The 19,938-nt window shown below is 43.5% G+C and carries 16 protein-coding genes and 3 tRNA genes; 15 read left to right on the top strand and 4 right to left on the bottom strand.

What is annotated here, in order from left to right:
• Nucleotides 1-141 precede the first annotated feature (141 nt).
• From FTD44_RS02890 to FTD44_RS02830, 13 genes are all read left to right on the top strand, one after another.
• Nucleotides 142-3,828 carry a S8 family peptidase gene (locus tag FTD44_RS02890; protein WP_222165071.1) on the top strand — a complete coding sequence of 1,229 codons (3,687 nt, stop codon included), beginning with the start codon at nucleotides 142-144 and terminating at the stop codon, nucleotides 3,826-3,828.
• Between the two features lie 113 nt (nucleotides 3,829-3,941).
• The gene (locus tag FTD44_RS02885; protein WP_129020747.1) at nucleotides 3,942-4,916 is read left to right on the top strand and encodes a deoxyhypusine synthase family protein; all 975 of its coding nucleotides are present in this window, start codon (nucleotides 3,942-3,944) and stop codon (nucleotides 4,914-4,916) included.
• A 222-nt stretch (nucleotides 4,917-5,138) separates the two neighbouring features.
• Nucleotides 5,139-6,602: an ArnT family glycosyltransferase gene (locus FTD44_RS02880; RefSeq protein ID WP_222165070.1), complete on the top strand. Its 1,464-nt coding sequence runs from the start codon at nucleotides 5,139-5,141 to the stop codon at nucleotides 6,600-6,602.
• 3 nt (nucleotides 6,603-6,605) lie between these two features.
• Entirely contained in the window at nucleotides 6,606-7,154 is a 549-nt protein-coding gene (locus FTD44_RS02875) for a DUF1697 domain-containing protein (RefSeq protein WP_222165069.1), read from the top strand.
• 59 nt (nucleotides 7,155-7,213) lie between these two features.
• The gene (locus tag FTD44_RS02870; RefSeq protein WP_222165068.1) at nucleotides 7,214-8,575 is read left to right on the top strand and encodes an MATE family efflux transporter; all 1,362 of its coding nucleotides are present in this window, start codon (nucleotides 7,214-7,216) and stop codon (nucleotides 8,573-8,575) included.
• Complete coding sequence (locus tag FTD44_RS02865; RefSeq protein ID WP_222165067.1) at nucleotides 8,568-9,557, top strand: T9SS type A sorting domain-containing protein; 990 nt, start codon at nucleotides 8,568-8,570, stop codon at nucleotides 9,555-9,557. Before FTD44_RS02870 ends, FTD44_RS02865 begins: the two co-directional genes overlap by 8 nt.
• A gap of 111 nt (nucleotides 9,558-9,668) precedes the next feature.
• Nucleotides 9,669-10,046: an STAS domain-containing protein gene (locus tag FTD44_RS02860; RefSeq protein WP_129020752.1), complete on the top strand. Its 378-nt coding sequence runs from the start codon at nucleotides 9,669-9,671 to the stop codon at nucleotides 10,044-10,046.
• 12 nt (nucleotides 10,047-10,058) lie between these two features.
• Nucleotides 10,059-10,967: a ribonuclease Z gene (locus tag FTD44_RS02855; RefSeq protein ID WP_246625317.1), complete on the top strand. Its 909-nt coding sequence runs from the start codon at nucleotides 10,059-10,061 to the stop codon at nucleotides 10,965-10,967.
• Nucleotides 10,968-11,030: 63 nt separating this feature from the next.
• Nucleotides 11,031-11,104: transfer RNA gene (locus FTD44_RS02850), tRNA-His, on the top strand.
• Nucleotides 11,105-12,601: 1,497 nt separating this feature from the next.
• Nucleotides 12,602-13,891 carry an aminopeptidase P family protein gene (locus FTD44_RS02845; RefSeq protein ID WP_222165066.1) on the top strand — a complete coding sequence of 430 codons (1,290 nt, stop codon included), beginning with the start codon at nucleotides 12,602-12,604 and terminating at the stop codon, nucleotides 13,889-13,891.
• Nucleotides 13,892-13,925: 34 nt separating this feature from the next.
• The gene (locus tag FTD44_RS02840) at nucleotides 13,926-14,267 is read left to right on the top strand and encodes a DUF3112 domain-containing protein (RefSeq protein ID WP_222165065.1); all 342 of its coding nucleotides are present in this window, start codon (nucleotides 13,926-13,928) and stop codon (nucleotides 14,265-14,267) included.
• Between the two features lie 79 nt (nucleotides 14,268-14,346).
• Nucleotides 14,347-14,417, top strand: a tRNA-Gln gene (locus tag FTD44_RS02835).
• 152 nt (nucleotides 14,418-14,569) lie between these two features.
• Nucleotides 14,570-14,640: transfer RNA gene (locus FTD44_RS02830), tRNA-Gln, on the top strand.
• Nucleotides 14,641-14,696: 56 nt separating this feature from the next.
• Here the strand turns inward: FTD44_RS02830 and FTD44_RS02825 are convergent.
• Together FTD44_RS02825 and FTD44_RS02820 are read right to left on the bottom strand one after the other, a co-directional pair.
• A complete protein-coding gene (locus FTD44_RS02825) occupies nucleotides 14,697-15,263 on the bottom strand; it encodes a hypothetical protein (RefSeq protein ID WP_222165064.1) in 567 nt (188 codons plus the stop codon).
• A gap of 571 nt (nucleotides 15,264-15,834) precedes the next feature.
• Entirely contained in the window at nucleotides 15,835-16,929 is a 1,095-nt protein-coding gene (locus tag FTD44_RS02820; RefSeq protein ID WP_222165063.1) for a type I restriction endonuclease, read from the bottom strand.
• Nucleotides 16,930-17,088: 159 nt separating this feature from the next.
• Here FTD44_RS02820 and FTD44_RS02815 point away from each other — a divergent pair, with 159 nt between their 5' ends.
• Complete coding sequence (locus FTD44_RS02815) at nucleotides 17,089-17,778, top strand: YdcF family protein (protein ID WP_222165062.1); 690 nt, start codon at nucleotides 17,089-17,091, stop codon at nucleotides 17,776-17,778.
• 65 nt (nucleotides 17,779-17,843) lie between these two features.
• The gene (gene phbB, locus FTD44_RS02810) at nucleotides 17,844-18,590 is read left to right on the top strand and encodes an acetoacetyl-CoA reductase (protein ID WP_222165061.1); all 747 of its coding nucleotides are present in this window, start codon (nucleotides 17,844-17,846) and stop codon (nucleotides 18,588-18,590) included.
• A 68-nt stretch (nucleotides 18,591-18,658) separates the two neighbouring features.
• Here the strand turns inward: phbB and FTD44_RS02805 are convergent, their stop codons facing one another.
• Complete coding sequence (locus tag FTD44_RS02805) at nucleotides 18,659-19,234, bottom strand: NAD(P)H-dependent oxidoreductase (protein WP_222165060.1); 576 nt, start codon at nucleotides 19,232-19,234, stop codon at nucleotides 18,659-18,661.
• A 62-nt stretch (nucleotides 19,235-19,296) separates the two neighbouring features.
• Nucleotides 19,297-19,878 (bottom strand): Crp/Fnr family transcriptional regulator, encoded by a 582-nt coding sequence (locus FTD44_RS02800; protein WP_222165059.1) that lies wholly within the window; start codon nucleotides 19,876-19,878, stop codon nucleotides 19,297-19,299.
• Nucleotides 19,879-19,938 lie beyond the last annotated feature (60 nt).

Genomic DNA, 19,938 nt, shown 5'->3' with positions numbered 1-19,938 from the left:
TCTTTGGCCTTAATAATAGATGATATTGTACGTTGGTATAATATCATCATTAAGCTGTTACATGTTTGAGATTTAATTGATGTATAAACAATTTGTTTATGCATTAGAATTTACTTTATTAAATCAACAAAAAACACAAATATGAAACACGCTTTACACGCCATGTTCCTCGGTGCCGTAATTGCAGGTACTGTACAGCAGGCTACCGGACAGCAGTTACTTACTGCCAAAGGAATACTCCCGCTTCAATCCAGATCAGCAACACAATTTTTAAGTACCCGTACCATAGATTTCGGTACAAAGGAAAAGCAGTATGTCCTGCTGTCTTTCGATCATATGCTGTCTGCCGAAGAGCGTGCCCGTATAGAAGCCGCAGGCATACAGCTGAAAGACTGGTACCCTGGTAATAGTTACATTGCGCAGGTCAGCAACTTGTCTCAGAATCTGGCCGCATTACAACAAATGGCCAACAATCGCCTGCTACCCCTTACCGGAATCAATGACCTGCCGGCTACGGTGAAAATAAGTGCAGCATTATCAGCGCTCAGCAACCTCAAAGGGCAGGAGATCATGGTTTCGGTTTATGATAAGACTGACATGCCCGCCCTGTTACAGTATCTGGGTACTGCTGGACTGAAATATACCAGAACCGATTACTGCGGTGATAATGAAATCGTACTTACCGGTATGAGTCATAACCAGGTAGAAACCCTTGCAGGCCTGTCTTTTGTCGCTTCAGTTGACCTGTACGCAGGAGCACCGGAAGAGGAATGGGCATTTAAAATGTTTTCCAACCAGGTATTGCCGGCCAACTATCAATATCTTTCCGGAGCTGCCGGAAATGGAGTTTATTTTGGTAATTATGAAACATTCGGCGTAGATACCCTGTATGATTTCAACATGAAAGGACGTCAGCATCCGCAATACTTCGGAACGGGTGTAAACGGTCACGGAACCTCCTGTGCTGAGATTGTGGGCAATGGCAACAACTATGATGAGTATGAAGATCGGGGTATGGCACCCGGCATTACCTCCCTGTATGTAGGATGGTATAATACTGCAGAAAATTATTACCTGAACAATAATGTCAAACCGATGGTGAGTAACCACTCTGTGGGTTGGGGCGACGGTCAGGTAACCTATAATAATGATGCCCGCGAACTGGACCGCATAGCCCGAAACCTGGGCGGATACCTGCACAGCTACTCGGCAGGTAACAGCGGAGGTTCTGGACCTTTCCTGGGATATCCTGCCGGATGGGCCAATCTGACGGGGAATATTAAAGTCAACAAAAATAATTTTGTAGTACACTCAGCCAGCAAGCCGGGCGAGCACCACGACTGGACCAATAAAGGCCCTGCGGCAGATGGGCGCCTGAAACCGGATGTCTGCGCCGAAGGGGGAGAGGGTAGTTCCTATGCTTCGCCTGGGGTCATGGGGCTGGCTGCACTGTTGTACGAAGTCTATAATACTACCTATGGAACCACTGTACCGCGTAGCGATGTGGTCAAGGCCGTTATCCTCAATACAGCTTATGATATTGACAAGAAAGGGATTGATTTTAAAACCGGATTTGGTACCATAGATCCGGTACGGGCAAAAAGAGCCATCGAACAGCAGCACCTGATGACCGGCACCATGCCGCAGGGTGCCGGAGGTATGTTCTTCTACAATGTAGCCGTGCCGGCAGGAACCGCTGAAGCCAAGATTATGCTGTACTGGCACGATTACCAGGGTGCGGTAGGTGCAGCAAAAGCGCTGGTCAATGATATGGATATTTTTGTGATCACCCCGGTCGGAGATACCCTGCACCCCTGGGTACTGAACCCGACACCGGCAACCGTATACGATCTGCCACAGAGAACAACAGATACGTTGAATAATGTGGAGCAGGTTACTATTGATAATCCGGTAGCGGGTAATTACAGTGTGTATGTCAGGGGTACAGCAGTGCCTCAGGGACCACAGAATTACGCACTGACTTACGATATGGTTCCGTACCAGATCGAGATCACCAGCCCGGTGCCGGCTTACCATATGCCTAAAGGCAAAAGCCTGATGATGACCTGGAATATCAGTAATCCCTTAGCCATAACCGCAGATAGTCTTGATGTGTATCTGCAGCGTAACAGTGCCGAGTCATTTACCAAACTCGCAACTGTGGCATATAATAAACGATATTACGAGTATACCATACCCACCTCTTTCCCCAACAGTGCTACAGCGCGTATCGCTGTGACACAGCGGAATACCGGGCTCACCGACACGAGCGATAACTTTTATGTAATGGCTACGCCAGCAAATCTTGCTCTGACCCGCATTTGTACCGATACCATAGGCCTGCGCTGGGATACAGTGGCCGCTAATGCCGGAGGTAAATATATAATCTACAGACTCGGAAATAAATATATGGAGCCGATCGATAGTGTAATGCACCCGGCCAATAAAATCCTTTTGTCTGCCACGACAATACTGGGTGCAGGGCAGCAGTGGAACGAGACGCAGTACTTTGCGGTAGCCGCAAGACATAGCAGCGGCGCGCTTAGTGTGCGCACATTACCCATCAGTACTGTGCTTAACGATCCGCTGATGGCTACCGCTACGCCATCTGTCACCACCCTCTGTTACGGAGAAGTCACAAAATTGAACTCCGGTGATATTGAGCATGATAGTCTTCAATGGTTCCGTGCCAGTAACAATGCGTTTCTATCCGGTGCCGACACCTTATCCAGAACCATGCAGGATACCGGTACCTATTATTTCAAAGCCTTCCTGAACGGATGTATCTATACCAGCCCTGTGTATACGGTGAATGCCGGTGCTGCAGATATTGCCGACACAGCATTATGGGGCAATTCCCAATGGCTGATCTCTGCCTACAACGGTGGCAATACTTCGTCTACCCCTTACTACGGAGCCAATCCAAAGTATTACGGAAAGTTCAGTACAGACAGTCTTGGGTTTAACAGTAATGATTATTATGCATGGTATAGTTCAGGTCCCAGCAATGCTCCGGGTTACCAGGGCTGTGCTTTTTCTTCCGCTTCTGATGCCACAACCGTGTACAAACGCAAAGGCTTTGCGCCCGGTACCTACCAGATCAATCTGCGCAGGGCGGCGGGCAGAATGAAAATGACCATTAATAATGGAACAACGACACAGTATGTAAGTCCGAATAATGCATTTACCATAAACAATATCTGGACCGGAACATTGGATGCCAACAGTACCATAAGGGTAGAGGCTTATGGTTCGCATAATTATATTGAGCTTGTACCGATCTCGACCCCATTGCCGGTTAAGTTTAAGGCGGTTAAAGCCACTGCTACAAAAGAAGGCACCGTGGTGCTGGATGTTGATATTGCTGTTTCTGAACACGGATCATCGCTGTATGCGAGCCGTGCAGGCGATGCGCACACATTTGATCATTCGTTACCCACTGTCACATTATCTCCCGAATATCATAACTACCGCATCACAGATGAATACCCGCTGAGCGGTACGAACTATTATCGCCTGTACTGGAAGAATGCAGATGGTAATGTGCAGTATAGCCCGGTAGTGAATGCTACAATAGGGGGCGAGGCCTCCCTGAAAGTATACCCTACAGTAACCGCAGATGGCCAGGTTAATGTACTGCTGGGCTCCGGTTGGGAAAACGCAAAGATTGATGTAATTAACCTTTTGGGTCAGCAGGTACCGGTACTTCAGAAAGGAGGGGGAGCTGGCAGAACAATAGCCCTGAATGCCCTGACTCCGGGTGCTTATCTGATCAGGATAAAAGACAAGGAACGTATGCAGACCTTTAAAGTGGTTTACCAGCCATAGCAATACATGCTCCTGAGTACATAAACTTTAACCCGGCAAGTCTGTATAATTATGTACTTTTGCGGGACAATTTTAATTGGTACACAAAATAAAACTTATATAAAAGTATAATCATGAGCAAAGGTCCTGTTTCTCAGTTTATAGAACATCATTACAGACACTTTAATGCTGCCGCACTTGTAGACGCAGCAAAGGGATATGAAACCCACCTGAACGAAGGCGGTAAAATGCTGGTATCTCTGGCTGGTGCGATGAGTACCGCAGAGTTAGGTATCTCTCTGGCCGAAATGATCCGTCAGGATAAAGTGGCTATTATTTCCTGTACCGGTGCAAACCTGGAAGAGGATGTAATGAACCTGGTAGCACACTCTCACTACAAACGTGTGCCTAATTATCGTGACCTGACGCCTCAGGACGAATGGGATCTGCTGGAAAATCACTACAATCGTGTAACGGATACCTGTATTCCTGAAGAGGAAGCATTCCGTCGCCTGCAGAAGCACCTGGTAAAAGTATGGAAAGATGCAGAAGCTAAAGGCGAGCGTTATTTTCCTCACGAATTCCTGTATCAGGTAGTGAAAAGCGGAGAACTGGAGCAGTATTATGAAATTGATCCTAAAGATTCATGGATCGTTGCCGCTGCAGAAAAAAATATTCCTATCGTTGTACCAGGTTGGGAAGACAGTACTACCGGTAACATCTTTGCAAGCTATTGCATTAAAGGTGAATTACAGGTAAGCACGGTGAAAAATGGTATTGATTATATGATCTTCCTGACAGAGTGGTACCGTGCAAACAGCGGTGGTAAAGGCGTTGGCTTCTTCCAGATTGGTGGTGGTATTGCCGGCGATTTCCCAATCTGTGTTGTACCGATGATGTACCAGGATCTGGAATGGCATGATGTACCGTTCTGGTCTTATTTCTGCCAGATTTCTGACTCCACTACTTCTTACGGATCGTACTCCGGTGCTGTACCTAATGAGAAAATTACCTGGGGTAAATTAGATATTCATACGCCTAAATTTATCGTAGAAAGCGATGCCACTATTGTTGCTCCGCTGATCTTCGCTTATATCTTAGGACATTAATACATTGCTTTTAAACAGAAAGAGCCGGAGTCATTTGATTCCGGCTCTTTCTGTTTAAAATTGTGCAACAATGATGAGAGAAAATATTTTCTGATTATGTTATTTCACTATATTTGACCCCCATAATCATCGCCTTTATAATTTTTGTAGCAGCAGAACGTTTGGTTTGAGGATGATCAGGCCTGCATAAACACATGCCGTCTGTATACTGCTGATTAAACTATGAAATATCAAGAATCTGTATTACGCAAACTGAGCCTCGCAGGAGCCATTGTATTAATTTTATGGGTATGCTGGTATAACCTGGGAGGACTGACGATCAGGTTATGGGACGAATCCCGCATGGCTATAAATGCATTGGAAATGTATGAAAGCCGTCATTACTGGGTAACTACTTTTGAACACCAGCCAGACCTGTGGAATACCAAACCACCACTTATGATCTGGTTACAGGTGTTATCTCTGCATATTTTCGGAGTACATGACTGGGCATTGAGGATTCCGGCTGCACTGGCAGCAACAGTAACATTTACAGCCATATTCCATTTCTGCTACAGGAGGTTGAAAAATTTCTGGTTGGGTATATTCAGTGTAGTTATACTGGCAACGTCTGTTGGTTATATTCGGGAGCACATTACCCGGACAGGCGACTTCGATCCTCTGCTGATCTTATGGCTGGTACTGGCCTCGCTTAATTTTTTTATTTTCCTGGAGCATAACCGAACACGTTCTTTATATGCCACTTTCATTTTCTTTGGCCTGGCGGTATGTACCAAAGGGATTGCAGGAGTAATGTTTGCACCGGGCGTATTACTCTATACTATTTACCGCAGGCAGTTAAAAAGAGTGCTGATCAATCCGCATACCTACATGGGATTGCTGTTATTCCTGGCGATTGCGCTGCCATATTATTTTATCAGGGAGCATTATAATCCCGGCTACCTGATGGCAGTAAGAGCAAATGAGCTTGGAGGACGGTTTTTGAAAGCTATAGAGGGACACAACCATCCATGGTATTGGTACCTCAATCTTGTAGCCACTGAATTATATGTAGAATGGTGGCCTGTATTTGTACTTGGCCTGGTTTTCTTATGGATAGAAAGACGCTCTGATGCACTAATGAATAAGGGTATCAGTTATGTCGCAATATTGGCCATTTCCTATTTTACAATCGTATCAGCAGCCCAAACAAAGCTGGTATGGTATGTGTCACCCGTGTTCCCTTTTGCCGCAATTGTAGTCGCCTACGCCATCTGTTTTATAGGAAGAAAAGTATACGTGGAAAGAGCAAAGATTTGGTGGATCGCCCAGCCCGTGTTACCCGTTTTGATCCTTTTTGTTGTAGGGAATAATATATATAATGAATTGTATCTGGCAGACAGGCATAATAATTTAAGCGATATCAATTATTATATCCGGGACAAGTTCATGGCTGAAAAGGATAAGCGCAATATGTTTGTATTGGTACCAGGTTATCAGCCCCACGTATGGTGGTATACACGTGTAGCTGCCAAGCAGGGACAAAAAATAGTGCATGATTCTTCTGTAAAAATAAAAGTAGGAGACCGTGTTCTGGTCTCTAAGGGTGAATATATGGATACCGTTACTTCCAGGTATGAGGTAGATACCTTGTATCGTACTAACTTTATCGGCGTGTTTGATATTAAGTGCAAGAAACAATTATAAAGTATGAATATAAGTATAGCCCTGTTGAGGGGCATCAATGTAGGGGGGAACAACATTATTAAAATGGAAACCCTTCGTAAAGTACTGACAGATGCTGGTCTGGAAGAAGTAAATACTTACATACAAAGCGGCAATATTGTATTCCGGCATAAAAAGAGCCTTAAGGATACGGACTGTGCTGCATTGATCGCTGCTGTAATCAAAGAACATTTTGGGTTGAGCATACCCGTAATTGTACGAAGCGTCGCAGAGTGGGAACAGATACTACACTCCAATCCCTTCGCTACCGGCGGTCGTACCGATGCTGAAAACTGGCATTATATGATGCTCAGCCAGGAGCCTGCAGCAGACCTTATTCCTGCAATTGATAAAGCCCTTTATGAGCCCGACCTTTTTGAACAGGTTGGTAATAATGTATTCCTGCATATTCAAAAATTCGGTAATACTAAGCTGTCTAATACTTTGTTCGACAAGAAATGGAAAGTCATCTCTACAGTGCGCAATCATAAAACAATGCTGGCCATAGCAGCATTGGCAGACAAGCTGAAGTAAGAAAAATTCCTTTGACAGAGAATTTGTATCTTTGCGGATTTCCCCCTATTTACAAATTTATGTCACTCAAAACAGAAGCTAGAAATACTACTAAGCTGGCACTGCCTATCATATTTGGAGAGCTGGCACAAATGGTATTGCATATAATCGATACCGCAATGATCGGGGCTACAGGCCCGGACAGCTATAAGCAGGTGGCCGCAGCGGCCCTGGCTTTAAGCGTGATCAACATTCCATTTGTATTGGGTATCGGTATTACCATATCCGTATCGCAGCTGGTGTCTATGGCCAAAGGCCGCGGAGATGATAAGGCAATATCTCACTATTTATATAACGGATTCTGGATCTGTGCGATTAGCGCAGTGCTTATTTCATTAGGCATTGAGGGCGGGCAGAACATATTGTTTCACCTCGGACAGGACGAGGAAGTAGCCCGTTTGGCCCTTCCCTTCCTTAGGATTATGGGCATCTCAATCGTACCGATGCTGCTGTTCATGACACTGAAACAATTTACAGATGGCCTTGAGTACACCCGTACAGCCATGGTATTATCCCTGCTTGCTCTGCCGATCAATATTTTTATCAACTGGTTGCTGGTTTTCGGCAATATGGGATTTCCCAGGATGGAAATGTTAGGTGCAGCATATGGTACACTGATCACCCGTACCCTTATTTTCGGGGTACTGGCCTATGTAATCCTTACCCATCGCATCTATAAACCATATATAGGTTTACGCAAAGAACAATGGAGCCTTAACCTGCAAAGCATTAAGGAACTGTTGCGTATAGGCGTACCCAGCAGCCTGCAGATCGGCCTGGAGGCCGGAGTATTTGCTGTTTCAGGCATCATCGTTGGTACGATGGGCGGTGGTGGCAAACAGCTCGCGGCACACCAGATTGCACTACAATGTGCCTCCTTTACCTTCATGGCTTCAATGGGTCTGGCACAGGCAGGCTCTATTCGTGTGAGCAACGCATTCGGGCAGGGCAGCTGGGCCAAGATCAGTGCAATCGGTAAAAGCACATTTTTATTAGCTTTGTTCTACGGGATCTTCTGCGCCATTTTGTTCATGTTGTTCCGGAATGTACTGCCAGAACTCTTCCTGCACAACCATTCAGAAGGCAATGCAGAAGTGATAACCATTGCAGCTAACCTCTTGTTGCTGGCTGGTTTGTTCCAGATTTTCGATGCGACACAGGTAATCAGCGCCGGCCTGCTCCGGGGTATTAAGGATGTAAAGTTCCCTACTGTACTGGTTTTTATCGCCTACTGGGTGCTTGGTTTGCCAATGGGTTACCTGCTGGCCGGTGTATTTGATATGCAGGCTTCCGGCATCTGGCTGGGCTTTATCATAGGTTTAGCCTTCTCTTCCTTATCATTAACCAAACGATTTTTAAATAAACTGAAAAGACATGTATAAATATTCTAAAATACTGCTGAGTGTACTGAGCACCTTATGTATCGGACCCGTTTGGGCGCAGCATAATGTTGATGCCAATGCCATTATACCAACGGATACCCGCATTTCAGGCTGGGCAACCGGCTGTACAGTGCAGCGTGGCTGGATGGATATTGCAGACCATAGCCAGGGAGTTGTGACTTTTGGTATAGAAGCAAATGCAACAGGTGCGCCAGGTGCAAGCACGCAGGTGATCAGTCTGGGAGACAGTGGGGTAGCAGTACTTACATTTGCCACACCGATCCAGAACCTTGATGGTCCTGACTTTGCAGTATTTGAGAACGGTTTCCTGGATCCGGAAAATCCGCAGAATGCATTCCTGGAATTTGCCTTTGTAGAAGTCAGTTCTGACGGACAAAACTATTTCCGTTTCCCTGCCCAATATACCGGTGCAGATACTCCTCAGTGCGAGAACAGCACTTATGTTGATGGAACAAAATATCATAACCTGGCGGGTCGCTATATCAACGGTTACGGTACACCATTTGACCTGGAAGAGCTTAAAAATACAGCAGGATTGAATGTGAACAGTATTACCCATGTGCGTCTTATTGATGTAGTAGGTAGTATTGATCCGCTGTACGGATCTGCAGATAAGGATGGCAAACTGGTTAATGATCCATATCCGAGTGCTTTTGCATCGGGCGGATTTGACCTTTCTGCAGTAGCCGTTTTAAATCATAGAAGTAATGGAATTAAAGATCTGAAAGGAGCACAACTGTCGTATATAATACCGAACCCTGCTACAGATAACATTAAGATCGAAGGATTTGCAGATAAGAATTTTTACTATAGAATCGTTAATGTTTTAGGACAGGAAATGCTATCCGGAAATACAAGCGGTGCCGAGAATATAGACGTGTCAAGACTTACAGCCGGTAACTATTACATATGGATATCAGGTAACAGTGCAAGAGGCACATTGAGATTTATAAAGCACTAAACTTTTGGAGCTCATTTTGCGTCTATATAAATAACAGTTTTATTGAACTTTTTTATTTAAGTTTGATTATTCTTAAGCAGAGCATTTATAGATAATTAAAAGGATAAGAACATGAAAGTTGCGTTAGAAATTAAGCCGGCCTTTATCATCATAACCCCGGAAGGGGCTGTGTTGAACAACGAGTTTGTAGCAGCGATAGAAAGTAAGACGAAAGAAGGGAGTGAGGCCAATTCCGGACAGTGCTATATTGTTGATTTGTCTTATGCTGAGTACATGGAGAATGAAGCCCTGGATGCCTTATTGAATATACATGAAAATGTATACGAAGATCAGGGGTCTATCGTCTTCACTAATCTCCAGGAGTCTGTAATGCAGAAAATGAAACAGGAACGCCTGCACTTAAGCATTAATATTGCGACCACCATGGCAGAAGCCGTTGACTTCATCAACCATGAGATCATGGAACGCGGGCTATTGAACGAACTCTAATTTTGTAACATCTTGAAAGTAACCATACTGGGTAATAATTCTGCTATACCGGCACATGGTCGTAATCCTAGTGCCCAGATAGTGGAGGTGAAGGATCATCTTCTCCTGCTGGATTGCGGCGAAGGCACGCAAATGCAGTTTATAAAGTATGGTATCAAGAGAAGTAAAATACAGCATATATGCATCAGCCATTTACATGGCGATCATTACTTTGGCCTCATAGGGCTCATCAATAGCCTGGGTTTACTGGGCAGGACTGATCCTCTGCATATTTATTGCCCCGAAAAGCTACCCGCAATTATACAGTTGCAACTGGATGCATGTGGCAGTATGATGCCTTACGAGATCATATTTCATACGATCAGCGATGAGGGAGAGTACAAGCTTATTGTAGATACCCCTTCCTATTCCATTAGTTGTTTTCCTGTCGATCATCGTATACCCACGCATGGCTTCCTGGTTAGGGAGAAGAGCAGCGGCCGTAAGATAGTGCCGGAGGCATGCAGGGAGTACCAGATTCCGCAATCGTTTTATTACCGCTTAAAACAGGGAGAAGACTACCTGAGAAAAGACGGTACACTGGTGCAGAATGATTGGGTTACAGAAGTGGGCAAACCGGATAAGGTATATGCCTATTGTGCCGATACCCGCTATACAGAATCGTTTGCAGAATACATTCGCGGAGCAGATATGGTTTACCATGAATCTACCTACCTGGATGCCGAAAATGACCTGGCTAATATGCGTTACCATAGTACGGCAAAGCAAGCAGCTCAACTGGCTATTGTAGCCGAAATAAAGCAATTGCTATTGGGGCACTATTCCAGTCGTTATAAAAACATTGAAGAATTTGAAACAGAGGCGAAAACTTTGTTTGTCAATACCAGAGCGACTTTCGAAGGGATGTCGATTGAATTATAGAAAAAAGTTCAAGAAAAAATTTGGAAAATCCGGAAGTGAATCCTATCTTTGCACTCCGAAATGGAGGCTATAGCTCAGTTGGTTAGAGCGTCGGTTTGTGGTTCCGAAGGTCGTGGGTTCGAGACCCATTAGCCTCCCAAAAGGAAAGTCAGTATTGACTTTCCTTTTTTTTATGTATACCAGTTTTCATCTGCTTTATAGATCCAGAGTCTGCTCCGGGGGGGGCGCTTGATTCTTTTAATATAAAACTGGCCTTGCTTTAAGATTCCCTGTAATTATACTTACCTGAAAAAATGAAAGCTCTGACTGGAAAATCAAAGCTTTTAAAAACAAAACAAAATCCTGAAAAGGAGTTAATAAACATCCGGAGTCTCCTTGTTTGCAACAATGAAACCCTTCATCATCTTATACAATATTAGCATTAATCAGACTTTTGTAAACAACCTGTTCGGGAATCGTTTGTTGAGTATCAATAAACGATTTTTATTGACATGATAAGTTGCTTAATAAAAGAGCTATACCAATTGAGATTGATTTGCATATGATCCCACTTTTTGGTGACAGATGGGTGCTTTTTGGGGCAAAACCATATGCTGAAAAGTTCTCTGTGGAGTGAAATTAACTTTGGTTAACCTTTTTTAACATAAGATTTTCTGCAACAATGCTTTAACTATTGCGTAAATACTAATGTCTAAAATATTGAAATTGAATAATTATATATATAATTATTCGCGTTATTTCATAATTTGTCATCCTACCAGGAAATAATTTTTTCGCGTATAACATTCTGTTATCATATTTTAATATGCACTACCTTATTTTTACCATAGGTTGTACGGAGTTGGAAAGTTGAGAGTGTTGCCTTACAGCCTTTATATAGTTTGTGTTTTTCATTTTAATACAGATAATGAGACCGCTTTGTTGTATAAATGTATGTGTCATACAGAGCAAAGTAAGAGCGCAAAATATTCAACGGTTTAGCCTAAACTTGATTGATCTTATTGTTGTATTGAATGAATGTAAAAACGGCTCCTGTTCAGGGGTCGTTTTTCTTTAACTGACTATCAGCGTGTAGGTAACTATTTTATTCGTCCTTTTGTCCGGCAACAAAAGGACCAAAAATGCCTTTGTTTTCATCAAGGCGATTGCGGGGCACCGCCATTCTGTACCGTTTCGTGCACTGATCGTCTGAGCTTAACGTGCGACGCGTTCGGTGCTCAACGATCGCAGCTCCACTACAAAATGGCTATCGCTGTGATGAAAACAAGTAAGCGATCCGTACAGAACAGATCGCTCGAAAGGCCTTATAAATCCGGCGTTCATAAAATCATTGGCTCGGCCGATAAAGTCGGAAACCACTGTCTGAGCGCAGCGTTCTGGTTTGCGACCGGCCGACACATTGATTTTTAGCCAGGGATTTATACAGCCTTGATTTTTTGGCGGTACCTTTTGCATCAAGGCAAAAGGTAGCAAAAGATATAAATAGACTATTTAAATCATAATATTAGTTCTTGTTTCCTTTAAGCGGATACTCAGTTTTCTTTATATATACTGTTCATTATCCGGATGATTTCTTTTATATTTACAAGTTTCGATTCCTTACCTTTACACCCGTATTGTAAATTTTTAATGCAATGAAATACTTACCGATCGATTCAGGTTTATTTAAGAAGAACAGAGAACGTTTTGTGAAGGCGATGAAGCCTAATAGTATTGCTATATTCAATGCCAGCCCTGTAATAGCAGAAAATGGTGATGCTGTGTATAGCTATAAAGCCAACTCCAACATTACATGGCTTTCCGGTATTACACAGGAACAAACCATGGTGATTCTATATCCGGATAACAAAGACGCATCTGCAAGAGAAGTGCTGGTCATTCAGCGCCCTGATGAGTTACTGGAAAAATGGAATGGCCATTTACTGCGTAAGCATGAGGCAACGGAACTGTCTGGTATTAAAAATGTACAATACGTAGATAGCATTGATGCCATGCTGCAGGTATGGATGCATCATGCAGAATATGTATACCTCGATACAAATGAAAATGACCGCAGAGGTGCTGTACTCCGTACCGATCTGCAGTTTGTCAATAAGATACGCGAACAATATCCATTGCATAAATATGAGCGTGCTGCTGTATTGATGAAGGAATTACGTGCTATCAAAACAAAAGAAGAAGTAGCCATAACACAAAAGGCGGTTGATATTACGCATCAGGCTTTCCTGAGGGTGATGAAGTTTATTCGTCCGGGTGTATTTGAGCATGAAATAGAAGCAGAAATTACACATGAGTTTATCCGCAACCGTGCGACCAGACATGCATATGGATGTATCCTGGCCAGCGGCGATCGTGCCCGTGTACTGCACTATGTAGACAATAACCAGGAGTGTAAAGACGGAGAGTTGATCCTGATGGATTTTGGTGCAGAGTATGGTAACTATTGTGCCGACCTGTCCCGTACGATCCCGGTGAATGGTAAGTTCTCCAAAAGACAGGCTGAAGTATATAATGCCTGCCTCAATGTACATAATTACTGTGTATCTATCCTGAAGCCGAAGATCAATTACGCTGATTATATAGAGAAAGTAAATGCTGAGATGGAAAAGCAACTGATGAAAATCGGGCTGATCTCCAAAGCTGACATCAAAAATCAGGACCCTGCTAATCCTGCATACCGTAAATATTTTTATCATGGTATCGGTCACCACCTGGGGCTGGATGTACATGATCTAGGTACCCGTAATGAGTCTGTCAAAGAAGGTATGCTCTTTACGATCGAGCCTGGTATCTATATAGAAGAAGAGCAGATGGGCATTCGTATAGAAAACAACTACTGGTTGACTAAAAGTGGCAGTGTAAACCTATTCAAAGGTATCCCGATCACTGTAGAGGAGATCGAGCGTTACATGAAGCGCAAATAATTTCAATATTCAATTAACAGCCTTTAGCATTTATATGGATCAATACAATCCTTATGATATTAACAAGCCCCGTCAAAAGAAAGGGGCAGACAGTGCAGTGATCGGATTGCTTGCCGGACTGGCTTCGGCCTTGGTAGGTCTGGTGCTGGTATACTTTCTGATGTATAACAGTGTAGGCCTGAGCTTCTATCTGAATCTTTTTAAAGGACAACCAACTTTTTCAGCAGCATCCAAGCCCATAAGCCTGGCAATGATTGTAAACCTGGTTCCTTTTTACTACTTCCTGAACCGTAAAGCGTACCAGAGTACCAAAGGGGTAATCATTGCTACTGCTTTACTGGGCGTACTGTTCGTACTGTATAAATTTGTCTGGTAAACAGATATTTTTCTTCAAAAATATTTGGAAGTAAAAAAAACAGTTTGTACTTTTGCCATCCCAAACGGGAAAAGCGGATAGTTCTATGGTGTAAAGGTAGCACAACTGATTTTGGTTCAGTTAGTCTTGGTTCGAATCCAGGTAGAACTACAAAAAGAAAAGGTACTCTATTGAGTGCCTTTTTTATTGCCTGTAAGTCCCGTCAGGCTTTACTTTCAGGTATTTTTGAAAAAATACAGAAACAGATTTGGAAGTAAAAAAAACAGTTTGTACTTTTGCCATCCCAAACGGGAAAAGCGGATAGTTCTATGGTGTAAAGGTAGCACAACTGATTTTGGTTCAGTTAGTCTTGGTTCGAATCCAGGTAGAACTACAAAAAGAAAAAGCACTTGCAATATGCAAGTGCTTTTTCTTTTTGTGTATGATCTATTATCCTTTCAGGAAAAAGATCCAGGACCAGCCATCGGGCTCCGTGCCACCGGCACTGGGTCTGTATAAAAACATCTTTACTTGTTCTGAGGGATGATGCTGCAGGAACGATCTGACTACATCCAGTTTTTGTATGGCGAACCAGGCCGGGGTATAATCATAAGTGTGCTGGTACGGATTACATACATCTGCAAAGCCACTGATAGGGTATACCGTATCGGATACCGGCAGGTAGCTGAACTGGCTGGCAGGGGCAAGCTGCGGGTAATGTATTTCACCGGTGCCCATCCACATCAGGCTAGCGTCAAATACAGTGGTATTAAACTCTCTATAATTGATCTTTACATAACCATTATCAATTGGCCAGTCAAATTCATTTTCCAGGGTAAATGTGGTATCAGTATGTGTAAAGCTAAAGATATGCGCTCCCTGGAAGGCATTGGTCTGGTAATCGACTTTCAGCACCATCAGCTTTTGCGGTGCTGCATAGTTAGGACTGTTTGCGTTCTTCTTATTACAGGAAGCCCATAAGAGCAATGCAGAACATAAAATGATGATGTTTTTCATGGACGGGAATTTTATTACAAAATAATGGAAAAAATGGAATAATAATAATTGATTATCCGCTTACAGGAAACAAAGATTTACCTTTTTTTCCGAGTTCCTTTTATGGCTACCTTTTACCTTGATGCAAAAGGTAGCACCAAAAAATCAAGGCTGTATAAATCCCTGGCTAAAAATCAAGGTGTCGGTCGGTCGCAAACCAGACTCACTTCGTTCAGACAGTGGTTTGCAACTCTATCGACCGAGCCTATGATTTTCTTAACGCCGGATTTATAATGCCGGGTTGAGCGATCTGTTCTGTACGGATCGCTTGTTGTTTTCATCACAGCGATAGCCATTTTGGAGTGGAGCTGCGATCGTTGAGCAGTGAACGCATCACACGTTAAGCTCAGGCGATCAATGCACGCAACGGTACAAAATGGTGGTGCCCCGCAATCGCCTTGAGGAAAACAAAGGCATTTTTGGTCCTTTTGTTGCCGGACAAAAGGACGGATAAAATAGTTGACTACAAGCGGCTAGTCAGTTAATAATATTTGAACTTAAAGCAAAACACCTGCATTTGCAGGTGTTTTGCTTATTCTGGTTTAATCTTTATTTCCTCATAATGTTTTAAAGTAGACAAAAGCTCTGCTTTGTATGAATACAAGTCATCTAAAGATGCAAGTTGCTTACGTTCTCCGTTATCTTTTCCGTTATGGAATAATTCTATATATTTATTTGTAGCGTTGAAATGTAGCCTGCACAATGGTTTACGGTTATTGTCATCCAATAAAATGCCAAAATAGGATTGGGTGTCCCGGAATGCAATTCTCGAAGCCGGAAGAGATTCTCTAAGTATTGCCTTCACGATTTGAGAGCCCTCCATTTCCTCTTCTGTTGTAATGAATCTTGGGGTCTCCGTGTTTTCATGAATAGGCGTAATCTGCTCAAGCTCTTTAGAGGGAACACTTTCATTTATATGAAGTGCATTTTTTAGCCTGAAACTTATTGATTCATTGATGGAATTGGAGAATGCTTTTCTAGTATATTCTTTAAAAGTTGCTAAACGAGAAGAGGTGAGTGGTCGGTCGAAAAAGCGACTCACTAAAAGTTTTACCATTTCATCTGATGGCTCCTGTAGTTCTTTCTCAAATTCATTCCTTATCGCTTTAATATATTTTAATGCCTCAGCAGAATCAAGAATGCTTTCTAAGTTATATCCTTGTTTCGTAAAGTTCTCTAAAATCTTCAGGCTAGATGTTTTTAGATCAGATAAGTCTAATGTAAAGAATGGCTTTTCGTCCATAATGTTAGGCTTCTCCAGGTCAGCATAGAAATTGTAGGTATGCCCGTTTGTGAGCACACCAAAGCGAGCCTTGGAAACATGATAATACCGATGCAGTTGAGAATTGTGTGCATCTGCATGCTCTTTCCAGTGCTTGCATTCGATGATTAATATTGGCTCTCCGTCTTTTTTAATTACATAATCAACCTTTTCTCCTTTTTTGGTGCCAATGTCGCAAATGAATTCAGGTATAACTTCCGTCGGATTAAAGATGTCATATCCTAATATCTGGATAAAGGGCATAACAAAAGCATTTTTAGTTGCTTCTTCAGTATTTATCTGATCTTTGAGTGCATCGACCCTTTTATGTAGCTGCTCTAGCTTTAATTTTAAATCTGCTTCCATTGTCTGTGATTTTTTGAAGATTTCAACGCACAATTTAAAATTCTGATTACGCAAATAAAATGGGTGTTTTTCACCTTTTATTTAGGGTGTTATTTTCTTTTTAACACGATTGCTGACTGAACTGGATGTCATTTTCTTATATTCGTTAAAACAACACCAATGAATACGCGCCATATTTATTCCTGGGGCTGGAAAGCATTACTGGTCGGTACTGTCGGCTTTGCCTCCTGTAGTTATTATACACAGAAGCGGCCGTTGAAGCTCTATAACCAGACCATAGAAAAAGGGTTGAGTTATGATGCCGCCATCGTACCTGGCTACCCCTTCGACGGGCAGGTATGGGATACCCTGGTAAAGGCGAGGGTACTCTGGGCAGTGCATCTGTATCATAAAGGAATTGTGCGCAATATTATCTTTTCCGGTGGTGCGGTGCATACACCCTATGTAGAAGCACAGGTGATGGGCCGGTATGCTGAGGCGCTGGGTATTCCTGCACAGCATATCTATTACGAAACCCGTGCGGAGCATAGTACAGAGAATATATACTACAGCTACCTCCTGGCGCAGCAAGAAGGCTTCAAGAGTCTGGCACTCTGCACTGATCCTATACAAAGCATATTGCTGAAACGATTCACCAACCGAAGGTTTGGTAGTCCTATTGCACATCTTCCGTTTGTCAGAAGTGTTCTGGAATCTGTACATGATGCAGATCCAAAGATTGATACTGCCGGCCTTAAAGTCGATAATTTTACACCGTTGAAATCCAGGGAAAGCCGCTGGCAATCTGTCAGAGGTACTATGGGTAGCGGAATAGACTGGAACGGCCAGCGGGTATTGCCTCCGCTCTGATATTTTCATGCTTATTAATTTATTAACAAGTATTCATTCCGGTATAGGTTATCTTTAAAAGAAAAATGACTACAGAAAACCGACACATTGCATTAGTAACCGGGGCTACCGGCGGACTGGGAACGCATATCTGTAAACGCCTGAGTGATGATGGTTATATCGTTTGTGCCAATTACCGCTCTGAAGAAAAGGCCAAAGCCTGGAAAGAGAAGATGGCCGAAGAAGGTTATGATTTTCAGTTGTACAAAGCAGATGTATGCAGCTATGAAGAAGTGGGGCAAATGATACGTGCTATTGAAACAGATCATGGTACTGTAGATATCCTGGTCAATAATGCAGGCATTACCCGTGACGGGGCATTTCGCAAAATGACACCCGATCAATGGCATGAAGTCATCGCCACGAACCTTACCAGCGTATTTAACTGCTGCAGCCATGTTATCAATCCTATGATTGGTCAGCAATATGGCCGCATTATTAATATCTCCTCTGTAAATGGTCAGAGAGCCCAGTTCGGGCAGGTAAACTATGCTGCTGCGAAAGCCGGTATGCATGGCATTACCAAAACACTGGCTATTGAAGTGGCAACAAAAGGCATTACGGTAAATACTATTTCTCCGGGTTATGTCGCTACTGATATGGTTATGGCCGTTGCAGCGCCGGTACGGGAGCAGATTGTATCTGGCATACCGGTAGGTCGCCTGGGTGGTACAGGAGAGATTGCACACCTTGTATCTTTTCTGGCCGCACCGGATACGGCTTTTATCACCGGTGCCAATTATGCCATCAATGGCGGGCAGCACGTGTATTAAATCTTAAGTCAAAATAAAAGAGCCGGTCGCTTCCAGGAAGCGACCGGCTCTTTTATTTGCCTGCTGTTTTATTTTTTATCCTGACCCATTTTTGCTGCCTTGCGCAACCACTCGCTGCGCTGGGTTTCTGTTGCTGTTTTGATAATGCTGAAGTAGGTTACTTTCACTGGTTTAATGCCACAAAATTCCAGGGTTGATCGTTTGAGTTGATTTACACTTGGCCTGCCGAATCGTAAACGGTAGTACCATCCCGGCTGATCCAGCGTCGTAATGACGCGGGCTGTCTTTCCGGCCAGTAATTTATCCCACCATACAGAGTTGGGACGATATTTAAAGGCCTTTCCGGGAAGAAAAAGCCGGTCTATAAATCCCTTCAGTAAAGCCGGAAGCCCTCCCCACCAAACAGGATGCACCCATACCATGTGCTCAGACCATTGCATCAGTTCCCATGCCTTAATCAGATCAGGTTCCCATTCCGTACGCTGGCGATAACCATACTTAAGATTAGGGTCGAATTGCAGTTCATATAGATTCAGCACCTGTACCGATGCACCGGAAGCGATAGCCCCCTCAGCATAAGCCTGTGCAAGGGCTGCATTAAATGATTGTGGATTGGGGTGTCCGTTTAGGATAAGAATACGCATACCTTTTTATTGTTGAGGATACAAAGGTAGGGGTAGCGTATAGCCGGATAAAGGACAAATGTCTAAATCGCGATTTCTTTGCGGATGCGGCTGAGGTGTCGCTGGCTGATGCCAAGATAGGAGGCCAGATACTGCAGGGGAATCTTCTGTAAGTATTCCGGTTGCTGTTGCAGCAGGGTGGTATACCGCTTTACCGCATGATCTCTCTGCAGCTGTATATATCTGCGTTCCATTTCCAGAAACTGCTGTTCCGCAATGAGGCGTAATAATTGTACCCATTTAGGGTTGGTGGCGGCTTGCTCATCAACAGCCGATTTCGGTAGGGTCCAGATGCAGGCAGTACTTATGGACTGGATATATTCCACACTCGGATTGCCCGTAATGAAAGAAGAGTAGGCTGCAATAAAATCGTCCGGAAACCGGAAGCAATAGGTAAACTCCCCACCTTGCTCATCTGTATAGAAAGAGCGGAAAATGCCGGATTCAATAAAGGCAATCTCTGTACAGGGCATGCCTTCCCGCACCAGGTACTCATCTTTCTGTAGGCTACGGGGCGTAAACAATCCGGCAATGGCTATTGCCTCCGCTTCAGAAAAGATATGCAGTTGCTGCAAAAAAAGAATAAGTGTGTTGGGTGTATGCATGCTTTAAAACAGATTGGCTGAATACGGAAGGTACTCAGCCAATACTTTGAAGATGATTAT

Origin of the sequence: Edaphocola aurantiacus (genome assembly GCF_019797745.1) — a bacterium.
GTDB lineage: Bacteria > Bacteroidota > Bacteroidia > Chitinophagales > Chitinophagaceae > Edaphocola > Edaphocola aurantiacus.
This window is presented reverse-complemented; position numbering and strand designations above follow the sequence as displayed.

Excerpts from the sequence above, each read along its gene's own strand:
- FTD44_RS02860 (WP_129020752.1), top strand. The coding sequence starts at position 9,669 with ATGAAAGTTGCGTTAGAAATTAAGCCGGCCTTTATCATCATAACCCCG.
- FTD44_RS02885 (WP_129020747.1), top strand. The coding sequence starts at position 3,942 with ATGAGCAAAGGTCCTGTTTCTCAGTTTATAGAACATCATTACAGACAC.
- FTD44_RS02805 (WP_222165060.1), bottom strand. The coding sequence starts at position 19,234 with ATGCGTATTCTTATCCTAAACGGACACCCCAATCCACAATCATTTAAT.
- FTD44_RS02890 (WP_222165071.1), top strand. The coding sequence starts at position 142 with ATGAAACACGCTTTACACGCCATGTTCCTCGGTGCCGTAATTGCAGGT.
- FTD44_RS02825 (WP_222165064.1), bottom strand. The coding sequence starts at position 15,263 with ATGAAAAACATCATCATTTTATGTTCTGCATTGCTCTTATGGGCTTCC.
- FTD44_RS02880 (WP_222165070.1), top strand. The coding sequence starts at position 5,139 with ATGAAATATCAAGAATCTGTATTACGCAAACTGAGCCTCGCAGGAGCC.
- FTD44_RS02845 (WP_222165066.1), top strand. The coding sequence starts at position 12,602 with ATGAAATACTTACCGATCGATTCAGGTTTATTTAAGAAGAACAGAGAA.
- FTD44_RS02815 (WP_222165062.1), top strand. The coding sequence starts at position 17,089 with ATGAATACGCGCCATATTTATTCCTGGGGCTGGAAAGCATTACTGGTC.
- FTD44_RS02820 (WP_222165063.1), bottom strand. The coding sequence starts at position 16,929 with ATGGAAGCAGATTTAAAATTAAAGCTAGAGCAGCTACATAAAAGGGTC.
- FTD44_RS02865 (WP_222165067.1), top strand. The coding sequence starts at position 8,568 with ATGTATAAATATTCTAAAATACTGCTGAGTGTACTGAGCACCTTATGT.
- phbB (WP_222165061.1), top strand. The coding sequence starts at position 17,844 with ATGACTACAGAAAACCGACACATTGCATTAGTAACCGGGGCTACCGGC.
- FTD44_RS02800 (WP_222165059.1), bottom strand. The coding sequence starts at position 19,878 with ATGCATACACCCAACACACTTATTCTTTTTTTGCAGCAACTGCATATC.
- FTD44_RS02840 (WP_222165065.1), top strand. The coding sequence starts at position 13,926 with ATGGATCAATACAATCCTTATGATATTAACAAGCCCCGTCAAAAGAAA.
- FTD44_RS02875 (WP_222165069.1), top strand. The coding sequence starts at position 6,606 with ATGAATATAAGTATAGCCCTGTTGAGGGGCATCAATGTAGGGGGGAAC.
- FTD44_RS02870 (WP_222165068.1), top strand. The coding sequence starts at position 7,214 with ATGTCACTCAAAACAGAAGCTAGAAATACTACTAAGCTGGCACTGCCT.